The following is a 20,364-nucleotide window of genomic DNA, read 5'->3' as shown; positions in this document are numbered from 1 at the left end:
TTTTTAAAATAATAAAAAGTTTAATTTTCAAAGAACATCAAAATATCCTATGAAAACATTGGAATCTCGATGACAAAAGTAATTTATTGCCTGTTGGAACTATTTCAGTATCGAGAATCCAGTTTAATAAAACAAAAACCTCAGGGATACGATCTGCCGGTGCTTCTTGCGGAGGTGAAAGATGCGGAAGAGGCTTTTTAATTATAATTGAAAATAAATCTGGGAAATGGAAAATTGCTAAAATTATCCATACTTGGGTTTCATAAAATAAATATTCAAAGATGATAGATGAAATTGCAAGTTTAAAAAGATATATTGAAAATAATCTTGGTGAAAGTAGTAGTCTTTGGGAATTGGTAATAAGACCTGATATTATAGATTTTATTAGTAATTTAAATCAATCAGACAGTGAAAAATTTTCAATCGAAATCTTAAATTGGAATGAAAATATTCTTTATCGATTAGCTGACGAAATTCTTTTTAGTAAAAACGAATATATAAACAAAAGCTATCTATATTGTCTTATTTTTTTGAAAACTCATGAGAAAGAAAATCTAGATTATTTGACACAGTATTTATTTAATTGCTTAGATGATTTAAATTTTGAAAAAATCCCTTTAGATTTCTTCTTACAGATGAAAGAAAAAATCAAATATTTGTTCCAAGTAAAAAATGAGGATGAAGATGATTTTATTAAAAAAGTAAATGAGGTTATCAATGACAAGATGACGAAGAATAAAGATAATTAAACAATGACTCAAAACAAAACATACATATACGATTTTTGCACAATCCAAAACAACGAAATTGTTTTAAATGGAGATTCTATTTTAAAAATAGAACCAACTTCATTTGCTGATTTTTCAAAGCAAGCTTATCGCAATTTTGAGGTTAATTATCCTAAGTTTTTCAAAATGGATTCTTTGAGCAAATTGGCTTTTTTAGGAGCCGAATTACTTTTGAAATCAGAAACAGAATCGGACCCGAAAGATAGTGAACTGACAAAGCAAAAGGAGAATAATACCGCTTTACTTTTAGCTAATAAATCCTCCAGTTTAGATACCGATGTAAAGTACCAGGAATCTATATCTGATAAAGAGAATTATTATCCAAGTCCGGCGGTTTTTGTTTATACTTTGCCAAACATTTGCCTAGGAGAAATTAGCATACGCCATCAACTAAAAAGTGAAAATTCTTTCTTTATATTTGACGCGTTCAATCCGGAATTCATGACCAGTTATGCCAATACACTTTTGCATACCAATAAAGCAGAAAAGGTACTTTGTGGATGGGTTGAATTTTTTAATGAAGAATATAAAGCTTTTCTTTGCCTGATTGGTAAAGACGAGAATCATAAATACCAAAACGAAACGATAGAAACATTATATAATAAATAATCATGGACGCATTAAAATTAGAATTAAAAAATAAAATTATTACTGTTTTAAACCTTGAAGACATTACGCTTGAAGATATTAATGACAATGATCCTTTGTTTGGAGATGGTTTAGGTTTAGACTCTATCGATGCTCTGGAATTAATTGTTATCCTGGATAAAGATTACGGAATTAAATTAGTTCGACCCGAAAGAAGGTAAAGTAATTTTCCAATCTATCGAATCAATGGCTGCTTATATTACGGCTAATAGAACGAAATAGACTTTTTTAGACTGCTTAGATTTTTAGACTACTTAGATAAAAGTATTGTCTAAAATCTAAAAAGTCTAAAACCAATAGTGTAAGAAACTTTGATAAAACACAAATTTAAAGTTAGTTTGCGCATTTTTGTCATTTCGACGGAGGAGAAATCTCCATGAGTAGCTCGACAATTTAAGAAAAAAACTGTGAGTTAGTTTCTTGCGGAGATTTCTCCTCCGTCGAACGACAATGATTATGGTGATTTTGCGTAAGACTAAAATTCCATGCACTCTTGGTTCAAAACTTTAACAAAGCTAAAATTAGATAAACAACTTTAGAGTCTTAGAATTAAGAGATCTAAAAGTCTAAAAAACCCAGAAGTCTAAAAAATGGTAAAAGGAGTTGCTATAACTGGAATGGGAATAATCTCTTCAATCGGAAATTCGGTTGAGGAAAATTATATTTCATTAATAAATAACAAAATGGCTATTACAACTATCGAAAATATTTCGACAGTTCATGCCGATGTTATTAAGGTTGGTGAAATAAAAAAAACCAATGCTGAGTTAATCGCTCAATTACAACTTGACGAAAACAACAACTTTTCGAGAACTGCTATGCTTGGTACAATTGCTGCCAAAGAAGCTGTCGCAAATGCGGGAATCACATCAATCAACGAATATAAAACGGGATTAATTTCGGCAACAAGTGTTGGCGGAATGGATATGACGGAGAAGTATTATTACGATTATTTCAAAAATCCAGAAGCCGAAAAATACATTAGTTGCCATAATTGTGGAGATGTAGCTCAAAAAATTGCCAATGAACTTGGATTAAAAGGCATGGTTACTACAATAAGTACCGCTTGTTCTTCGGCTGCAAATGCAATTATGCTTGGTGCACGATTGATAAAAACCGGAAAACTAGACCGTGTAATTGTTGGCGGAACCGATGCTTTGGCAAAATTTACAATCAATGGTTTCAAGACTTTAATGATATTATCCGATGGTTATAACAAACCTTTTGATGATGAACGCAAAGGGTTAAACTTAGGTGAAGCCGCTGCTTTTTTAGTTTTAGAATCTGATGAAATTGTAAAAAAAGAAAACAAAAAAGTACTCGCTCGTGTTTCGGGTTATGGCAATGCCAATGATGCATTTCATCAAACCGCTTCGTCTGAAAATGGTGATGGTGCTTACCTTGCTATGAAAAAAGCATTTAATGTTGCAGCTTTAAATCCTACCAAGATAGATTATATAAATGTTCACGGAACAGCAACTCCTAATAATGATTTATCAGAAGGAAGGGCCATTCTTAGAATATACGACGAAAAACCTGTTCCTGATTTTAGCTCGACAAAACCTTTTACAGGTCATACACTAGCAGCAGCTGCGGCAATCGAAGCTGTTTATAGCATACTTGCCATTCAGAACAATGTAGTTTTCCCTAGTTTAAATTTCGAAACACCGATGCAGGAATTTAACTTGACACCACAAACAACATTAAAACATAAAAATATCGAGCACGTATTATCGAATTCTTTTCCGGATTTGGCGGTAATTGTTCCACTCTTATATTTTCTGAAACACAAATGAGAAAGACATATATAAATGGTACAGGTTGTCTTTCAGCTCAAAAAACATTTGATACTGTTTTTTTGGAAGATGCCGAATGGGATAAAAATGACAATGTTTTATTTTTTAAAAAAACCGGTTTACAAAGATTTCATTTCTCCGGTTGCAAGCCGAAGAATGGCTAATGGAATCAAAAACGGAATTGTTAGCTTCGGCTTATGCCTTAAAAGAAGCGAATATTACAAATGTCGATGCTATTATTACCGGAACCGGAATGGGTTGCATCGAAGATTCAGAGAAATTCTTAAAAGCAATTATCGATAATAACGAAGAGTTTTTAACGCCAACTGCTTTTATACAATCTACACACAATACTGTTGGAGCACAAATTGCTCTTATGCTACAATGCAAGGGATATAATTTTACTTATGTAAATGGTGCAATCTCATTTGAGTCGGCTCTTTTAGATGCAAAAATGCAAATAGAAGAAAACGAAGCCAACTCTATATTAGTTGGTGGAGTTGATGAAAATGGCGATTATACAATTTCGCTTTTTAAATTGGCAGGATATATGAAGAGATGAGATGAACCTTACCAACTTTTGAACGAAACTACAAAAGGATATATTTATGGTGAAGGAGCTAGTTTTTTTGTTTTAGAAAATGAGAAAAAAGATACTACCTATGCAGAGCTTCTTGATGTAGAAATCAAAAACAAACTACAAGAAAATGAAGTAGAATCTGAAATTGTTGAATTTCTGAAATCGAATAAATTAGAAATCTCGGATATTGATGCTGTTGTTTTAGGTTTTAATGGTGATGTTGAATTTGATTCTTATTATAAAAACGTAACCGAAAAAGCTTTCGCAAATACACCACAGGTTTATTACAAACATTTATGTGGAGAATACAATACGGCTTCATCTTTTGGATTATGGGTGGGTTCTAAAATTATCCAAACACAAACAATACCAGAACTAATTAAAATTAATTCATTAGAAAACTCAGCGTACAATACTATTTTATTATACAACCAATTAAACGGTAAAGACCATAGTTTTACATTAATTTCAAAATGATAACGCATAAAAACACTGCTGTATTTTTTATCATCCTATTGCTTTTATTGCTTCTTACGAAACTTTATATCGCAATCAATTTTTGGTGGTTTATCCTGATTGGTCTTATCTGGCTGAGTATTGTGTCGATAAACACGGCACAGAATAAATTCTAATTATCATGTAAGAGCCTATTGCAATAATCCATCGCTAACCCATAAGAAAATTGCATTAACATTTGATGATGGCCCAAGCGAAAGTACATTAGAAATTCTGGACGTTTTAAAAAAATACGATGTAAAAGCTACCTTTTTTTGTATTGGAAAAAATATCGAGAAACATCCCAAAACATAGAACGTATTTTATCCGAAGGACATCAGGTGGGGAAATCATTCATACAGTCATTCTCATTTTTTTGATTTTTACAATGCCCAAAAAATACTCGAAGAACTGGAGAAAACAGATGCACTTCTGGAAAAATTCACTTCAAAAAAAATCAAGTTTTTCCGTCCTCCTTATGGCGTAACAACACCATCTATTCGCAGAGCCATAAAATTAAGTGAGCATAAAGTAATTGGTTGGAATATACGATCGCTTGACGGCGGAATCGAAAGACCAAAAAATCATTTACAATCGTATTATAAAGCAATAGTTTCTCCCGGCGGATGGTTAACTTTTGCACGATACGGCTAAACATTTGGTTTTGAGTCTTTGAACAGTTCTTGACAGTTCGCAACAAAACAATTATACCGTGCATTCACGGTTGAAAAACTTTTAAATCTTAAAGCATATGAGAACTAAAATATATTTATTCGCTATTATTCTGAATCTGTTCCGCTTGGAACTCTTCCGCACAAGAACAAAAAATGTCCGATAGTGAAATCACAACTTTCAAACAATCGGTTAATGTAGTTTCTAAAAAGATAAAAACATTAAGTACAGATTTTGTACAATACAAACATTTGGATCTGCTTTTTTTGTTTCGGCTAATACAACGCCTTTACCTTGAGTACCTTCTAATAATTTTACGATTAGAGGAGAACCTCCAACCATTTTTATTAAATCATCGGTATCTAATGGAGAATTAGCAAAACCAGTTGTCGGAATGTCGATTCCGCTGTTGAGTAACAATTGTAACGAGTATAATTTGTCACGTGATTGGGTTATTGCAGAAGCTGAGTTTAAGCAAAAAACTTTCAAAGCTTCAAACTGACGTGTTAATGCACAACCATAAAACGTAATACTAGGACGAATACGCGGGATAATAGCGTCAAATTGATTCAATATTTTACCACCACGGTAATGAATTTCGGGAGTTTTGGCATCGAGTTTCATGTAGCATTCTTTGATATTCAAAAATTGCATTTCATGACCACGCATTTCACCAGCCTCCATGATTCGTTTATTGCTGTATAATTCAGGATTACTTGCCAAAAGTCCAATTCGTAACCCAGAAGTTGCTTTTTCAGAGTTTTGATATAATTCTTTTAATGCGTCAGAAGTAGGTTGACCTAAAAGGTATTTTTCTTCAGGATCAACAAGTACTCTGCCACTCATGGCTTCGCGACCTAAAAGCATTCTGAAACCCATCGAATCCCGATTGGTTAAAGTCATTTCTATAGGCCATTTAGAGTCGCCAATTTTTAAGTTTGTTTGTATAACATAGCGTTGTTCTCTAAAACCGCTAGAGCTTTTAACTACTCTTTTATCTACCAAAGGAGCTTCGCAATGTATGATTGTTTTGGTATTGTTTTGTATTGGATTAATATCAAATTTAACCCAACTGGCATCATTTTTTATAAAAGGAGCGATATTGATGGCATGCATCGCCGAGGTTTTTGCACCTGAATCGACACGTGCTTTAATTGTAGGGATTCCTAATTCTGGAAAAGAACACCATTCTTCGCTACCTAAGATGACTTTATTTTGAAGCATAATTTGATTTGTTTGACTTATCAAAAGTAAATATTTGTTTTTAATAATTTACCGATTTGATATAAAGAATAAACCCGTTATGTTATAAAAAACGTAACGGGTTTGTATTTTTGTTATAAAAATTAAATTACTTTATTGATTAGTTGGCTCTTCGGCTTTATGCACATCAACAGTAAGTTCTTGTGATTCTTCGTTTAAATCAATCAAGATTTCATCGCCTGAAGCAATTTTAGAAGTAATGATCTCTTCTGCCAATATATCTTCAACGTATTTTTGAATCGCTCTTTTTAGAGGTCTTGCTCCAAATTGCTTATCGAAACCTTTATCTGCGATAAATGCTTTGGCTTTATCAGTAAGATTTAGTTTGTATCCTAATTCTTCTACACGTGCGTATAGTTTCTTAAGTTCAATTTCGATAATCAAATCAATATCGCTTTTCTCTAAGCTGTTGAATACAATAACATCGTCAATTCTGTTTAAGAATTCTGGTGCAAATGTTTTCTTCAATGCGTTTTCGATAATACTTTTCGAATTATCGTCGGCTTGAGCTATTTTAGCAGCAGTTCCAAATCCAACTCCTTGACCAAAATCTTTTAATTGTCTTGCTCCAACATTTGAAGTCATGATAATTATAGTGTTTTTAAAGTCAATTTTTCGACCTAAACTATCTGTCAAGTAGCCATCATCAAGCACCTGAAGCATCATATTAAATACATCTGGATGCGCTTTTTCGATCTCATCTAAAAGTACAACACAGTAAGGTTTTCTACGAACTTTTTCGGTTAATTGTCACCTTCTTCGAATCCTACGTCTCCCGGAGGCGCTCCAACTAAACGAGAAATAGCAAATTTCTCCATGTATTCACTCATGTCAATACGAACCAAAGCATCTTCAGAATCGAATAATTCTTTTGCCAGAACCTTTGCTAGTTGTGTTTTACCAACACCAGTTTGTCCTAAGAAAATGAATGATCCAATAGGTCTGTTTGGGTCTTTAAGACCAGCTCTGTTACGTTGAATAGAACGAGCGATTTTTAAAACAGCTTCATTTTGACCGATTACTTTATCTGAATTAATTTAGGTAATTTAGCCAATTTGTTGCTTTCAGTTTGTGCAATTCTGTTTAGGAATCCCTGTCATCATAGATACTACGTTGGCAACATTATCTTCAGTTACAAGGATTCTATTGCTTTTTGAGTCTTCTTCCATTGCTCTTGAGCTACAGCAAGTTCTTTTTCTATGCGTTTTTCGTCATCGCGAAGCTTAGCTGCTTCTTCGTATTTTTGTTTTTTGACAACCACATTTTTGTTTTCACGCACTTCTTCCAGTTGACGTTCTAAATCCAAAATTTGTTTTGGAACATCAATATTGGTAATATGTACGCGAGATCCAGCCTCGTCAAGAGCATCAATAGCTTTGTCTGGTAAGAAACGCTCCGACATATATCGGTTTGTTAATTTTACACAAGCTTCAATTGCTTCTGGAGTATAGGTTACATTGTGGTGATCTTCGTATTTGTCTTTAATGTTATTCAGGATCGCAATTGTTTCTTCAACAGATGTCGGTTCTACAATTACTTTCTGGAAACGTCTTTCTAGCGCGCCATCTTTTTCAATATATTGTCTGTATTCATCAAGCGTAGTGGCTCCAATACATTGGATTTCTCCTCTTGATAAGGCCGGTTTAAACATATTAGAAGCATCTAGAGATCCAGTTGCACCTCCAGCACCTACAATGGTATGAATTTCGTCGATAAAAAGGATGATGTCATCATTTTTCTCTAATTCATTCATTACGGCTTTCATGCGTTCTTCAAACTGACCACGATATTTAGTTCCTGCTACAAGGCTTGCTAAATCTAAAGTTACCACACGTTTGTGAAATAAGATCAGCGGGATACTTTTTCTGAACAATACGTAAGGCAAGACCTTCGGCAATCGCGAGTATTTTTCTACCCTAGGTTCACCAATTAATAAAGGGTTGTTCTTTTTTTACGGCTTAAAATTTGCGAAACGCGTTCAATTTCTTTCTCACGTCCTACAACAGGATCTAGTTTTCCTTCCTCGGCCATTTCTGTTAAATCTCTCCCAAAATTATCCAAAACAGGTGTTTTAGATTTTTTATTGGACTTATTGGCTGGATTATTAAAACTTCCTTCTTTAAGACTGTCATCTTGTCCTGAATCATCATTATATGATTCGTTTCTTGGCAAGTTTTCTAAAAATTCTTCTTCGTTTGGAGTCATATTTAAGTATTGTTCTTTAGCTACATCATAATCTATTTTTAGCTTATTCAATAGCTTGGTTGTTGGATCGTTTTCGTTTCGTAAGATGCATAAAAGCAAGTGTGCAGTGCTAATAGATGAACTCTGGAATACTTTGGCTTCTAGGAATGTAGTTTTTAATGCTCTCTCCGCTTGACGCGTAAGGTGCAGGTTCTTTTTTTCTACATTGATTTCGGCACTAGGATTGGCAGGGCTCAATATTTCGACCTTCCTACGTAAATGCTCTAAATCGACTGCTAGGTTATTTAATATATGAATGGCTTTTCCGTTTCCATCCCTTAAAATGCCTAGCATCAAATGTTCATTACCAATAAAGTCGTGCCCAAGCTCTAAGGCTTCTTCTTTACTGTAGGTAATAACATCTTTTACTCTTGGTGAAAAATTATCATGCAAGTTATAATATGTAATTAGTATTGTAAATTTAGTGAATTAGTGTGTTAAAAACAAAAACCATACCCATTAGAAATGTCATGTCAGCTAAGGGACGAAAAAAATAATAATAATAATGAGTTAAATAGATTTAAATTATTAACTAAAATGCAAAATAAAGTTGTTAATAAATCATTGAAATAAGTAGCGTAAAATACCTTCAAAAATTTCAAAAAGGCGTATATTGGCACGTTTTGAAACTAATATAATTTTTTAATATAACAACTTATGTCTGAAGGAGAGTTAATTCCTATTAACATAGAGGATGAAATGAAATCAGCTTACATCGATTATTCGATGTCAGTAATTGTATCGAGAGCGCTTCCTGATGTTAGAGATGGCTTGAAACCAGTGCATCGAAGAGTTCTATACGGAATGTATGATTTAGGTGTAACTTCAAAATCTGCCCATAAAAAATCCGCCAGAATTGTTGGGGAAGTTTTAGGAAAGTATCACCCACACGGAGATACTTCAGTTTACGATGCCATGGTACGTATGGCTCAAGAATGGAGTTTACGTTATTTATTAGTGGATGGCCAAGGTAACTTTGGTTCTGTAGATGGAGATAGCCCGGCAGCAATGCGTTATACGGAGGCTAGAATGCGTAAGATTTCAGAAGAAATAATGGCTGATATCGAAAAAGAAACAGTTGATTTTCAATTGAACTTTGATGATACGTTATATGAGCCTAAAGTAATGCCTACGAGAGTTCCTACCTTATTAATAAATGGAGCAACTGGTATTGCAGTAGGTATGGCAACTAATATGCCACCTCATAACCTTACAGAAGTTATCAACGGTACGCTTGCTTATCTTGATAATAACGATATTGAAATAGACGAATTAATAACACATATCAAAGCTCCTGATTTTCCAACGGGAGGTATAATATATGGTTACGAAGGTGTTCGTGAAGCATTTAAAACAGGTAGAGGACGTATTGTAATGCGTGCCAAAGTTGGTTTTGAAGAAGTAGATGGTAGAGAATGTATCATTGTAACCGAAATTCCGTACCAAGTCAATAAGGCAGAAATGATCAAGCGTACTGCTGATTTGGTAAATGATAAAAAAATCGATGGAATTGCAAACATCCGTGATGAGTCCTGATAGAAATGGTATGCGTATCGTTTATATCCTTAAGCGTGATGCAACTCCAAACGTAGTTTTAAATACCTTATATAAATACACGTCATTACAATCTTCTTTTAGTGTAAATAATATTGCATTAGTAAAAGGCCGCCCACAAATGTTGAATCTAAAAGATATGATTCACTATTTTATTGAGCACCGTCATGATGTTGTCGTTCGTAGAACTAGATTTGAATTACGTAAAGCCGAAGAAGCGCACATATTAGAAGGTTTAATTATTGCATCAGATAATATTGATGAAGTAATTGCTTTAATAAGAGGTTCGAAAAATACAGAGGAAGCTCGTGAGAAATTAATCGAAAGGTTTAAATTATCAGATATTCAAGCGCGTGCTATCGTAGAGATGCGTTTGCGTCAATTAACAGGTCTGGAACAAGACAAGTTAAGAGCTGAATACGAAGAATTGATGAAATTAATCGAGCATTTGAAAGCGTTATTAGCAGATGTTGACTTGAGAACTAATTTAATTAAAGAAGAGCTAATCGAGATCCGTGATAAATATGGAGATGAGCGCCGTTCGAAAATAGAATATTCAGGTGGAGATGTTAGTATCGAAGATTTAATTGCAGATGAGAATGTAGTAATTACAATTTCGCATGCAGGTTATATCAAACGTACAAATCTTACGGAGTACAAAACACAAAATAGAGGAGGAGTTGGACAAAAAAGTGCAGGAACAAGAGATAGGATTTCCTTGAGCATATGTTCGTTGCAACCAATCACCAATATATGATGTTCTTTACCCAAAAAGGGAAGTGTTTCTGGATGCGTGTGTACGAAATTCCAGAAGGAAGTAAAACTGCCAAAGGTAGAGCTATCCAAAACTTGGTAAACATAAAAAGCGACGATAAAGTTAAAGCGTTTATCTATAGGATTTAAAAGACAAAGATTACATCAACAGTCACAACTTGGTTATGGTAACCAAAAAAGGACAGGTTAAGAAAACTTCTTTAGAGAAATATTTTTAAACCTAGAGTAAATGGTGTTGCTGCAATTACTATTAAAGAAGATGACAAGAATTATTAGAAGCTAAATTAACCAATGAGAGACGTCATATTATTTTGGCTGTTAAATATGATAATATTATTCGTTTTGAAAAAACTAAACCCGTCCGATGGGAAAAACAACTTCAGGAGTTTCGTGAAATTATTCTAAAAGACGATACCGATGAAGTCAATTGGTATGGTTACGGTTGATAAAGATGATGTTAACGATTCACAAATTCTGGTTGTAACTGAAAATGGATACGGAAAACATTACAAATTAGTTGTTTAAACAAGCTATGATGATGGTGAAGATGTTTATAGAATTATTAATCGTGCAAAGAAAAGGATGTAAAAAGCTTAATATTATCAGAAAACCGGAAAGTTATTTGGATTAATGCAGTAAACAGATTTGCTGATGATTTGATGATTATCGATAATCATGGATTTTCAATTACGGAGCGAATGGCTATTGAAAATTTACGTGTGATGGGACATGCTACTCCAGGGAGTTAGATTTAATTAATCTAAAAGGTAAAGATTCTATTGCAGCTGTTACTAAAGTAATGAAAGATGATGTTGCAGAAGTTGTTGTTGATGAGGACGGAAATGTTATCGAAAGTGTTATCGGGAAAGTAAACCAGAACTAGAAGTTCTAGAAGATGATGGTGTTATTGAAGACGAGGACGAAGACGATGATGTTGAAGACGAAGAGGAAGATGATGATTCGGAAGAAGAAGAGGAATCTGAAGAATAATTAATAGAACCCAACAAACAAATTTAAATATATAAAATTGAACACTATGAAAAGTAAATATGTAATACTAGCGTCAGCTTTATTAATATCAGTAGCTACTTTTGCTCAAAAAGATCAAATTAAGAGTGCTGAAAAAGCATTAAAAAGCGGAGATGCTAAATCGGCTATTTCTATTCTAGACGCAGCAGATTACCTGATTACAAATGCAAAAGATACTGAGCAAGCTCAATATTATTTTGTCAAAAGGAAATGCTTGATTTGGAAGAAGCTAAAAAAGGGGTAGAAGAAAGTAATAAATCTTTTACTTGCAGCTGAGGCATATAAAAAGTTAATTGAAACTGAAAAAACATAAGGAAAAACTAAATATTCAACTCAGGCTGCTGCTTCAATTACTGATATCAAAGGAAGATTAATTAATGGAGCTATCGCTGATTCAAAAGTTAGTAAGCATGCTGATGGTGCAGAAAAAAGATCTATGATGCTTATTTGCTAGACAAAAAAGATACAATTAACTTGTATTATGCAGCTTCAACTTATGTAAATGCTGGAGATTTTACTGCAGCTTTACCATTATATGAAGAGTTGAAAAAACTTAACTATTCGGGAAAAGGAACTAGTTATTTAGCTACAAACAAACTTTTCAGGAGAAGAGAATGCTTTCGCTACTGCAAATGAAAGAGATTTAGCTATTAAGCTTGGAACTCATGAAAAACCAAGAGTAGAAGTTTCTCCTTCTAAAAGAGGTGAGATTTATAAAAATATCTCTCTTATCTTAGTTCAAAATGGTAAAACTGAAGAAGCTAAAAAAGCTATAGCTGAAGCAAGAGCTGCAAATCCAGAAGATAGTTCTCTGATTTTAACAGAAGCAAATTTATATTTGGAAACTAAAGATTATGAGACTTATAAAAAATTAATCGGTGAAGTTTTGAAAAATAATCCAAACGATCCTGATTTACTTTTTAATTTAGGAGTACTTAGCGGAAATGCTAAAAATACTGCTGATGCTGAGAAATATTACACTAAAGTAATCGAAATCAAACCTGATTATATTAATGCTTATATTAACTAGCTGCATTAAAATTAGAGGATGAGAAACCGATCATTGATGAGATGAACAAACTTGGAACCTCAGCAAAAGACATGAAGCGTTATGATGAATTGAAAGTTAAAAGAAATAATCTTTTTAAAAGTACAATTCCATACCTTAAAAAAGCAGTTGAGTTAGATCCTAAAAACGAGGATATATCTAAAACACTTTTAAATGTTTACAGTGCATTAGAAATGACTGCTGAATACAAAGCATTGAAAGCAAAAATGTAAAATTATTTTACAAGCATAAAAAACCGAGATGTATACTCGGTTTTTTTTATGCTTTATAGTGAAATACGTTGTAGAGAAGTACCGCATGCGTCTTTCTTTGTTATTTATAAAAAAGTAATTATTCCAGGCTAAGGTAATAATTGCAATATGGGTTGATAAGGCATTCATTACATTTTGGTTTTGGGCGGCAAGCTTCTCTTCCTAAAAAGTTGCCATTCCTATTTCTCCCCCAAATGTCTTTTGGAAGCACCTGCATCAGTTCTTTTACTCTCATTACATTTTCGACTTCTTTTGTTAGTCCAATTCTTTGGGGCAACACGTATCACATGTAAATCTGCAATAATGCCTTCAGCAGGTTTGTTTGATTCTCTTAAAATTACATTTGCAGATTTTCGGCCAATACCTTTTAATGCCACCAAATCTTTCATGGTCATCGGGATATTTTCATTCTTTTTAATTGTATTTGCAATTTCAATTAACCATTCTGCTTTAGTTCTGTATTTATAACTTTACTAATATAGGTAAAGAGTTCTTCTATATTAGTCGCCGCAAGACTTTCCACCTACTTTCGGATATTTTGCAAAAAATGTAGGCGCAATCGAATTGATATTAGCATCAGAATCTTGAGCTGATAATACTACCATTACAAGTAATTGATAGGTATTCTGATAATCTAAAGGATGCTTTCTGCCTTTATACTTTGTTAGAATCGGTTCTAGGATCACTTTCCAGTTTGGAGATTGGCCAAATAAATCCATGACTATTTGTCTTTAAAATCTATCGATAAAGAGTTTACACAATAGCGTTGTCCTGTTTTAGTTGGGCCATCATCAAATACGTGCCCTAAGTGGCTCCCGCAATTGGCACATAAAATTTCTGTTCGTTTCATGCCATGACTTGTATCTGTGATATATTCAACTTTTCCGGGAATCGATTCATCAAAAGAAGGCCAGCCGCAATGCGCATCAAATTTTGAATTACTCTCAAATAAGGGCTCATTACAAGCTCCACAACAATAAACCCCTTTTTCAAAATGAAGATTGTATTCTCCAGTATGAGGGCGTTCCGTTCCTTTTTGGCGAAGTACTTGATAACGGTCGTTACCAAGCTGCTCTCTCCATTCCTGTTCTGTTTTTTCGATTGGATATTTCATTGTTTTTTATTTTTTTTGTCAAAAAGTAAGACTAACAAAATTAATTACTTATGTTCAATAAATTGCACTGTTTTATTAATAACATTTGTATTGCCCAAAATTTTGCGATGTCCTAATCCTTCGGTTAATACTAATGTACCATTCTTTAAATGTTCATTAACATGAATTCCAGCTTTTACAGCAACTTCTGGGTCATCTTTATCATGGATAACCAAAACAGGAATAGTTACATCAGCAGCGGCTACATATGCCGAAAAATCATTCATTTTTATTTTGTGCTTGTTTTCAAAATAAGCACGTAAACGAATACTGATATCTGGTTTTAATTCTAGTTTAGCAACAAAATCATCAATGATGTCCTGAACAATATCACCACTGCCTATGATAACTGCACGATTAATAGTTAAGCCTTGTTTGATAGCATTTAATACAGACATGCCTCCTAATGAATGTCCGATAGCAGCTTCAAAAGGGCCGTATTGTTTTTCAATTTCTAAAATTGAAGCAATAAAATCAACCATATGAGTAGTCTTGCAGGAGATTTTCCGTGTGCAGGATGCATCAAAGCTAATGGTTTCATAGCCATGTTTTAATAGTTCGTCGGCAATTTTAAATAATTGTGTACCACGTCCAGACCAACCATGAACCAAGAGCACTTTTTTATCGCTTTTACCAAATTTATAGACAACAACTTCGCTGTTAATTGCAGGTATTTTGATAGTGCTTTGTATGCTTTTACGATCCATTTCTAACTCTCTTTTAGGAACCTTATGTTTTATTGGAGTTATAAAAAGTTTCGTAGCATATGAAGTAGCTAGTTTAGGCGAAATAAAAGAAAGAAGTTTACCTGTTACTATAATAAATCGAGGAACTTTTAATGATTCTGTGGGACTAGACGTTTTTTTTGACATTATAATAGGTTTTATAGCGCTTTTAGAATATTTGGATTTAAAAATATAAAAGTAAGACAATTAATAAAATGTATTGATATGTTAGAACCTATTAAGGTAACTTATGTATGGAGAATAATTTTAATTATGATATTTTTTAAATGAATTGTATAAAAAATGAATTTAGAATAATCGTATTTTTGTGTGTTATTAAATCTAAAAGTCATGAGAAATAAATTATTATTGGGGATTTTTACTATAGCAGCAGTGTATTCATGTGCAGTAAATCCTGTTACGGGAAAAAAGAGTCTTAATTTTGTTTCTAATAGTGAGCTGTTTCCGTCTTCGTTTCAGCAGTACAATACTTTTCTCAAAGAAAATAAAGTTATAACCGGTACTGCCGATGCCAAAAGAGTTGAAAAGGTTGGTATGAAAATAAAAGCGGCTGCTGAAAAATACTTAACCTATTTAGGGCAATCACAATATCTTAAGGATTATCGCTGGGAATATAAATTAGTTGATAATAAAGAAGTGAATGCCGCGTGCATGCCAGGGGGTAAAATTGTGGTTTATTCAGGGATTTTGCCAGTGACTAAAGATGATGCTGGTTTAGCAACTGTTCTAGGACATGAAGTTTCACATGCCTTGGCTAATCATGGAGCACAACGTATGAGTGCTGCACAGTTACAGCAACTAGGTGCAGTAGGTGTTGCTGCTGTTACAGGTAGTCAAAGTGCTGATAAACAAGAAATGTGGCAAAAATATTATGGGATCGGATCACAAGTAGGAGTAATGCTGCCATTTAGTCGAAATAACGAAAGTGAAGCTGATAAATAGGATTGACGCTTATGGCAATTGCAGGATATAATGCAGATGACTCTATTGCTTTTTGGAAAAGAATGTCGGCTCAATCATCGGGGCAAACCCAGAGTTTCTTAAGTACACACCCGTCTGATGCAACTAGAATTGCTAATTTAAATGCATTAATTCCTCAAGCAAAAGCAACAGCACTCAAAGTAGGTATTATCAAATAAAATAAAATATATTGATTTCTAAAATCATTGATTTTCAATAAAGCTATCTTTTTAAGGTAGCTTTTTCTTTTTTATGTGGTTATTGTTCAGTTATTTAAGCCGGTCGATGATTTATTAATATATGATTTATTAAAAAACGATTCAATTATAATAAAATTTAGATAAATTCGTAACCTATTAATGAAACTATTTCTATGAAAAACTTACAAAAAGGAGATAAAAAATTGCTAAATGCATGGGCATTTTATGATTGGGCAAATTCAGTTTATACCCTTACTATTGCATCAGCAGTATTTCCGATATTTTATGATGCTTTATTTTCTAAGGAGATCATTATTTGAAGTTTTTGGAATGAATCTTAAAAATTCAGCTTTGATTAGTTTTGTAACAGCGATGGCTTTTTTGGTTGTTTCTTTTATTTCACCATTATTATCCGGAATTGCAGATTATGTGGGGAATAAAAATGGTTCATGAAATTCTTTTGTATTTAGGAGCCTTGTCTTGTATGGGATTATATTGGTTTAATCTGGAAAATATATATGTTGGATTGGGATTACTTTCTTGGTTTATTAGGATATTGGGGAAGTTTGGTTTTTTATAATTCCTATTTGCCAGATATTGCTTTTGTAGAGCAACAAGATAAAATTAGTGCCAAAGGATATTCTTAGGATATATTGGAAGTGTGATTTTATTGATAATCAATTTAGCAATGATAATGAAACCAAAACTTTTTGGAATCACAGGAACCGATGGAGAAGCAGCAATGAAAGCAATGCGATATTCGTTCTTAATGGTCGGTGCTTGGTGGATATTATTTAGTCAATATACATACTATTATTTGCCAAAAGGAAATAAAAAAACGGGTCAAAAGTTATCCCAACACATCATATTTGATGGCTTCAAAGAGCTAAAGAAGGTTTGGGCTTTATTAAAACAAAATATTCCATTGAAACGGTATTTAGGAGGTTTTTTTGTTTCAAGTATGGCTGTACAGACTGTAATGCTTGTAGCTACCTATTTTGGAGCACAGGAAGTTAAATGGCCAACAAAAGAAGAGGGTACAATTGGTTTAATTATTTGTATTTTATTAATACAATTAGTTGCAGTTTTAGGAGCTGTTTTAACTTCAAGAGCTTCTGCAAAATTTGGAAATATTCCAACTTTAATTGTCATTAATATTGTTTGGGCAGTACTTTGTAGTGTTGGCGCTTATTTTGTTACTTTACCAATGCATTTTTACGTAATGGCAACTATAGCTGGACTTGTAATGGGTGGGATTCAGGCTTTGTCACGTTCTACATACTCTAAATTATTACCAGAAACAGAAGATACTGCTTCATTTTTTAGTTTTTATGATGTTGCTGAAAAAATCGGAATTGTAATCGGAATGTGTGTTACGGGATTATCGATCAGATAACTGGAAGCCCACGTGCGGCCATTGTAATTTTAGGAGTCTTTTTCGTTGTTGCTATTTTTCTATTAAGAAGAATTCCTAAAACAGCAACTTTAGATAAATAAATCATTACTTATATTTAATAAGCACTAAAAAAAAACTCCGCCATGATTTTCTTATGCATGGCGAAGTACTATTATTTGTTTAAAATTTCTTTAAGCATTTCAACTGCTAATTTATTTGATGAATCTAGTTTGAATGTTTTTTTGTAGAAAACGACTGCTGCTCTCTATTTCTGGGCACGAAATTTTAAGCAGAGTAGGGGATAAAAGCGATGCTTAATAAAAAAGCAATAATTATATTTTAATAATTATTGCTTTTCTACGATTCTATTTTTATGCTTTTGAGATGCTTCCTGATCCACTTACTTTGGTGTCTTTTGTTTTAGGATCTCCTTTATATTTTATATCTCCAGAACCAGATACTCTAGCTTTTAGATTTTCACTACAAAATATTTTGCTATCACCAGATCCAGAAATAGTAAAGTCTACATTTTTAGCTTTTAATGAAGAGGTATCAATATCACCAGAGCCTGATAATTTGCTTTTAAAATCCCCTGTATTTCCTTTTACAACAGCATCTCCAGAACCACTTATAACAAGATTAAAGATATCTAAATCAACGTCTAGATTTAAGTTGCCAGAACCAGACAGTGACGCAGAAAAAACATCAGATTTTATAGTATTCTTAGAAGTTACATCGCCTGAACCAGAAAGGGAAACATTAGATATTTTCTCAAAGGAATGGTAATCTGAATTTTTTTACCAGTACTAGCACTGATGTTTTTATTTTTTTCGGTGTAAATTTTAAGTATATTACCCTCAACTTCAATTTTAATGTAAGGTTGTAAGTTTTCTTCGGCTTTTACTGTAATAGCACCTTCTTTTCCTGAAACTAAATCGACATCAAAGGATCCCATTACTTTAATATCGTCATAAGTGGCAGTTGAGCGAGTATTGGTTACAACTTTTCCATTTCCTTTGATACGTTCTTTAGACCATTGTGCATTAGCAACTGTACTTAAAAAGAATACACTGCAAACTAATAATTGAATTGATTTTTTCATTTTTTGATTGATTTTAGATTATTGTTTTTTAATTAATGTGATATTTCCATAGTTTGAGGTAAGAACTACTTTATTCTGATTTTTTTTCTTGTAAAAACCACTAACTTTTTTTGCATTGCTTTTTTCTTCATTGTTCGAAATCTGCATCGAAGAATCTGTTTTTATACCAGAATATTTTGTCGAAATATCAAAATCAAATGCATAGTTGCTATCATATCCTAGTGATACATCTGAATATCCAGAGCTAACTGTTATATTATTTGCATTCTCATTTATAATCCCTACTATTAAATTACCATAGTTAAGATCAACACTTAAAGTGTTTAAAATTTCACCAATATTGACATTCAAATAATTTCCTGCTCCTGCAACTGTACCAGTTTTTTGAAATTTAAAAGTTCCGTAATTACAATCGTATTTTATATTTTGAGAGTCACCCATAATAACATCAGTATAATTGGTGTCTAGATTGATCTTACCAGCATCACTAATTTTTAAACCAGAATAACGAGCTTCAATATTTCCGTTTTTAATGTACTGAATATTCGAGTTTTGACAATATTCTATATGAATAGTATTTGTATTGCCATTAAGTCTTCCAAGGTTAACTTTACCATATTTACAAAAGATATTTGCAGTCGAAGCTAAGTCTCCAGTGGTAATGTTCCCGTATTTATTGTTAAGTTTTACAGTTCCGTTTTTAGGTATTTTGAGGATATAATTAATCTCAAAACTATTGCTGCTCCCTTTGCTTTTGTATGTTGATTTTCCAATGTTTGTACTAGCAGTAACCATCGATTTTAATGCTGTAATGTCGATGTTAATACTGTTTAATTTTTCGTTTACCCAGTTTTCATTATTCCCAGATACTTTGATGATAACTTCAAGATCAATTTTATCTTCATCCCATGTTGATACAGAGATATTTCCGTACCTGTTATCTATATCTATTCCAGCATTGGAGTTAACGATATACGTTTTCTTGATAGTTTTTTGTTTTGTTGAATAGCTATCATCGCTTGCAAATCCTAAAAAAGGAATTATCAGTAGTAAAATAAGTATGCTATAGTGTTTTTTCATGGGTGCTGTTTTTAAATTTTTCATTTTCGTCAATGCGTGTCAATACATTTTGCAAGAATGAAATACGGGTTTGTAAATTGCTAATCATGGCATAAATAATTTGTTTGTTTTCGCCATTTTTTTGTAATTCGGTAATGATTTTTGCATAATCATTATCCATTGTTTTCATTTGTTTAAGCGCGTCGCTAATTATTTGCTCATTTTCGGGAGATTTCTTGTCATGAAGTTTTTCAAGTTCATTGGCAATTAGAGCTCCAAAAATTGAATCGGTTCTTTTGGTTTCCTGTGAGGCAAATTTTAATTCTTTTGGTTTTTGATTGGAATTAAAAAACACAGAAATTCCCAACATAAGTACTATCGAAGCTGCGATAGCATACGTAATTGTGTAATTCTTTTTCGGTTTTGTTTTCTTTAATTTATTTAAAAAATCTGCTTCATGTTGGGGGTTCATTTCCTGAATATCCCACTGGTTTTCAAATTTTTCAAATAATTGGTCTAATTTGTCATTTTCCTTTTTCATACATCCAAATTTTATTTTTTAGAGGTGATATATAGTATCGCCAT

Annotated in this window: 17 protein-coding genes and 8 pseudogenes; 15 read left to right on the top strand and 10 right to left on the bottom strand. The window is 32.9% G+C overall.

Annotation, left to right across the window (positions count from 1 at the left end):
* Window positions 1-281 precede the first annotated feature (281 nt).
* The 8 genes and pseudogenes from AC1RYN_RS16015 to AC1RYN_RS15980 all read left to right on the top strand — a co-directional run bounded on the left by AC1RYN_RS16015 (window position 282) and on the right by AC1RYN_RS15980 (window position 4,961).
* Window positions 282-749, top strand: a complete 468-nt coding sequence (locus tag AC1RYN_RS16015) for a hypothetical protein (RefSeq protein WP_481807747.1) — start codon at window positions 282-284, stop codon at window positions 747-749.
* 3 nt (window positions 750-752) lie between these two features.
* Window positions 753-1,397: a 3-oxoacyl-ACP synthase gene (locus AC1RYN_RS16010; RefSeq protein ID WP_481807746.1), complete on the top strand. Its 645-nt coding sequence runs from the start codon at window positions 753-755 to the stop codon at window positions 1,395-1,397.
* Between the two features lie 2 nt (window positions 1,398-1,399).
* Window positions 1,400-1,658: pseudogene (locus AC1RYN_RS16005) on the top strand (phosphopantetheine-binding protein).
* Between the two features lie 368 nt (window positions 1,659-2,026).
* A pseudogene (locus tag AC1RYN_RS16000) lies at window positions 2,027-3,225 on the top strand (beta-ketoacyl-[acyl-carrier-protein] synthase family protein); the annotation flags it as partial.
* A gap of 3 nt (window positions 3,226-3,228) precedes the next feature.
* Window positions 3,229-3,396, top strand: a complete 168-nt coding sequence (locus tag AC1RYN_RS15995; RefSeq protein WP_481807759.1) for a hypothetical protein — start codon at window positions 3,229-3,231, stop codon at window positions 3,394-3,396.
* Entirely contained in the window at window positions 3,396-3,794 is a 399-nt protein-coding gene (locus tag AC1RYN_RS15990) for a beta-ketoacyl synthase chain length factor (RefSeq protein WP_481807745.1), read from the top strand. Before AC1RYN_RS15995 ends, AC1RYN_RS15990 begins: the two co-directional genes overlap by 1 nt.
* A gap of 18 nt (window positions 3,795-3,812) precedes the next feature.
* On the top strand, window positions 3,813-4,289 hold the full coding sequence (locus AC1RYN_RS15985; RefSeq protein ID WP_481807744.1) for a hypothetical protein: 477 nt from the start codon (window positions 3,813-3,815) through the stop codon (window positions 4,287-4,289).
* Window positions 4,290-4,433: 144 nt separating this feature from the next.
* Window positions 4,434-4,961 (top strand): annotated as a pseudogene (locus tag AC1RYN_RS15980) (polysaccharide deacetylase family protein).
* A gap of 264 nt (window positions 4,962-5,225) precedes the next feature.
* Here the strand turns inward: AC1RYN_RS15980 and AC1RYN_RS15975 are convergent.
* Window positions 5,226-6,203, bottom strand: a pseudogene (locus AC1RYN_RS15975) (putative ATP-dependent zinc protease); the annotation flags it as partial.
* Between the two features lie 132 nt (window positions 6,204-6,335).
* Window positions 6,336-8,879, bottom strand: a pseudogene (locus tag AC1RYN_RS15970) (ATP-dependent Clp protease ATP-binding subunit).
* 264 nt (window positions 8,880-9,143) lie between these two features.
* On the opposite strand from AC1RYN_RS15970, the pseudogene gyrA reads away from it, so the two are divergent.
* The 5 genes and pseudogenes from gyrA (at window position 9,144) to AC1RYN_RS15945 (ending at window position 13,124) form a co-directional block, all read left to right on the top strand.
* Window positions 9,144-11,804: pseudogene (gene gyrA, locus AC1RYN_RS15965) on the top strand (DNA gyrase subunit A).
* 46 nt (window positions 11,805-11,850) lie between these two features.
* Complete coding sequence (locus AC1RYN_RS15960; protein ID WP_481807743.1) at window positions 11,851-12,087, top strand: hypothetical protein; 237 nt, start codon at window positions 11,851-11,853, stop codon at window positions 12,085-12,087.
* Window positions 12,088-12,290: 203 nt separating this feature from the next.
* A complete protein-coding gene (locus tag AC1RYN_RS15955) occupies window positions 12,291-12,479 on the top strand; it encodes a hypothetical protein (RefSeq protein WP_481807742.1) in 189 nt (62 codons plus the stop codon).
* 13 nt (window positions 12,480-12,492) lie between these two features.
* Window positions 12,493-12,873, top strand: a complete 381-nt coding sequence (locus AC1RYN_RS15950; RefSeq protein ID WP_481807758.1) for a tetratricopeptide repeat protein — start codon at window positions 12,493-12,495, stop codon at window positions 12,871-12,873.
* 41 nt (window positions 12,874-12,914) lie between these two features.
* Window positions 12,915-13,124, top strand: coding sequence for a hypothetical protein (locus tag AC1RYN_RS15945; RefSeq protein ID WP_481807741.1), 210 nt, complete (start codon window positions 12,915-12,917; stop codon window positions 13,122-13,124).
* A gap of 218 nt (window positions 13,125-13,342) precedes the next feature.
* On the opposite strand, the gene AC1RYN_RS15940 is transcribed toward AC1RYN_RS15945, so the two are convergent.
* The 4 genes from AC1RYN_RS15940 to AC1RYN_RS15925 all read right to left on the bottom strand — a co-directional run bounded on the left by AC1RYN_RS15940 (window position 13,343) and on the right by AC1RYN_RS15925 (window position 15,188).
* The gene (locus tag AC1RYN_RS15940; protein ID WP_481807740.1) at window positions 13,343-13,558 is read right to left on the bottom strand and encodes a hypothetical protein; all 216 of its coding nucleotides are present in this window, start codon (window positions 13,556-13,558) and stop codon (window positions 13,343-13,345) included.
* Window positions 13,559-13,663: 105 nt separating this feature from the next.
* Complete coding sequence (locus AC1RYN_RS15935) at window positions 13,664-13,882, bottom strand: hypothetical protein (protein WP_481807739.1); 219 nt, start codon at window positions 13,880-13,882, stop codon at window positions 13,664-13,666.
* Window positions 13,883-13,884: 2 nt separating this feature from the next.
* Window positions 13,885-14,277, bottom strand: a complete 393-nt coding sequence (gene msrB, locus AC1RYN_RS15930) for a peptide-methionine (R)-S-oxide reductase MsrB (protein WP_481807738.1) — start codon at window positions 14,275-14,277, stop codon at window positions 13,885-13,887.
* Between the two features lie 44 nt (window positions 14,278-14,321).
* A complete protein-coding gene (locus tag AC1RYN_RS15925; RefSeq protein WP_481807737.1) occupies window positions 14,322-15,188 on the bottom strand; it encodes an alpha/beta hydrolase in 867 nt (288 codons plus the stop codon).
* Window positions 15,189-15,392: 204 nt separating this feature from the next.
* Between AC1RYN_RS15925 and AC1RYN_RS15920 the strand changes: the two are divergent.
* Both AC1RYN_RS15920 and AC1RYN_RS15915 read left to right on the top strand, forming a co-directional pair.
* A pseudogene (locus tag AC1RYN_RS15920) lies at window positions 15,393-16,201 on the top strand (M48 family metallopeptidase).
* Between the two features lie 194 nt (window positions 16,202-16,395).
* Window positions 16,396-17,719: pseudogene (locus tag AC1RYN_RS15915) on the top strand (MFS transporter).
* Window positions 17,720-17,989: 270 nt separating this feature from the next.
* Here the strand turns inward: AC1RYN_RS15915 and AC1RYN_RS15910 are convergent.
* The 4 genes from AC1RYN_RS15910 to AC1RYN_RS15895 are packed head-to-tail and all read right to left on the bottom strand — an operon-like array spanning window position 17,990 to window position 20,320.
* Window positions 17,990-18,334: a GIN domain-containing protein gene (locus AC1RYN_RS15910; protein ID WP_481807757.1), complete on the bottom strand. Its 345-nt coding sequence runs from the start codon at window positions 18,332-18,334 to the stop codon at window positions 17,990-17,992.
* Between the two features lie 14 nt (window positions 18,335-18,348).
* Window positions 18,349-18,720 (bottom strand): GIN domain-containing protein, encoded by a 372-nt coding sequence (locus tag AC1RYN_RS15905; RefSeq protein ID WP_481807736.1) that lies wholly within the window; start codon window positions 18,718-18,720, stop codon window positions 18,349-18,351.
* Between the two features lie 18 nt (window positions 18,721-18,738).
* Window positions 18,739-19,800: a hypothetical protein gene (locus AC1RYN_RS15900; protein ID WP_481807735.1), complete on the bottom strand. Its 1,062-nt coding sequence runs from the start codon at window positions 19,798-19,800 to the stop codon at window positions 18,739-18,741.
* The gene (locus AC1RYN_RS15895; RefSeq protein WP_481807734.1) at window positions 19,784-20,320 is read right to left on the bottom strand and encodes an anti-sigma factor; all 537 of its coding nucleotides are present in this window, start codon (window positions 20,318-20,320) and stop codon (window positions 19,784-19,786) included. The genes AC1RYN_RS15900 and AC1RYN_RS15895 overlap by 17 nt, the downstream gene beginning before the upstream one ends.
* Window positions 20,321-20,364: the final 44 nt, after the last annotated feature.

Source organism: Flavobacterium sp. TC780 (assembly GCF_056783245.1).
This window is presented reverse-complemented; position numbering and strand designations above follow the sequence as displayed.

Excerpts from the sequence above, each read along its gene's own strand:
- AC1RYN_RS15945 (WP_481807741.1), top strand. The coding sequence starts at position 12,915 with ATGAACAAACTTGGAACCTCAGCAAAAGACATGAAGCGTTATGATGAA.
- AC1RYN_RS15900 (WP_481807735.1), bottom strand. The coding sequence starts at position 19,800 with ATGAAAAAACACTATAGCATACTTATTTTACTACTGATAATTCCTTTT.
- AC1RYN_RS16015 (WP_481807747.1), top strand. The coding sequence starts at position 282 with ATGATAGATGAAATTGCAAGTTTAAAAAGATATATTGAAAATAATCTT.
- AC1RYN_RS15935 (WP_481807739.1), bottom strand. The coding sequence starts at position 13,882 with ATGGATTTATTTGGCCAATCTCCAAACTGGAAAGTGATCCTAGAACCG.
- AC1RYN_RS15995 (WP_481807759.1), top strand. The coding sequence starts at position 3,229 with ATGAGAAAGACATATATAAATGGTACAGGTTGTCTTTCAGCTCAAAAA.
- AC1RYN_RS15960 (WP_481807743.1), top strand. The coding sequence starts at position 11,851 with ATGAAAAGTAAATATGTAATACTAGCGTCAGCTTTATTAATATCAGTA.
- AC1RYN_RS16010 (WP_481807746.1), top strand. The coding sequence starts at position 753 with ATGACTCAAAACAAAACATACATATACGATTTTTGCACAATCCAAAAC.
- AC1RYN_RS15990 (WP_481807745.1), top strand. The coding sequence starts at position 3,396 with ATGGAATCAAAAACGGAATTGTTAGCTTCGGCTTATGCCTTAAAAGAA.
- AC1RYN_RS15925 (WP_481807737.1), bottom strand. The coding sequence starts at position 15,188 with ATGTCAAAAAAAACGTCTAGTCCCACAGAATCATTAAAAGTTCCTCGA.
- AC1RYN_RS15940 (WP_481807740.1), bottom strand. The coding sequence starts at position 13,558 with ATGACCATGAAAGATTTGGTGGCATTAAAAGGTATTGGCCGAAAATCT.
- AC1RYN_RS15895 (WP_481807734.1), bottom strand. The coding sequence starts at position 20,320 with ATGAAAAAGGAAAATGACAAATTAGACCAATTATTTGAAAAATTTGAA.
- AC1RYN_RS15905 (WP_481807736.1), bottom strand. The coding sequence starts at position 18,720 with ATGAAAAAATCAATTCAATTATTAGTTTGCAGTGTATTCTTTTTAAGT.
- msrB (WP_481807738.1), bottom strand. The coding sequence starts at position 14,277 with ATGAAATATCCAATCGAAAAAACAGAACAGGAATGGAGAGAGCAGCTT.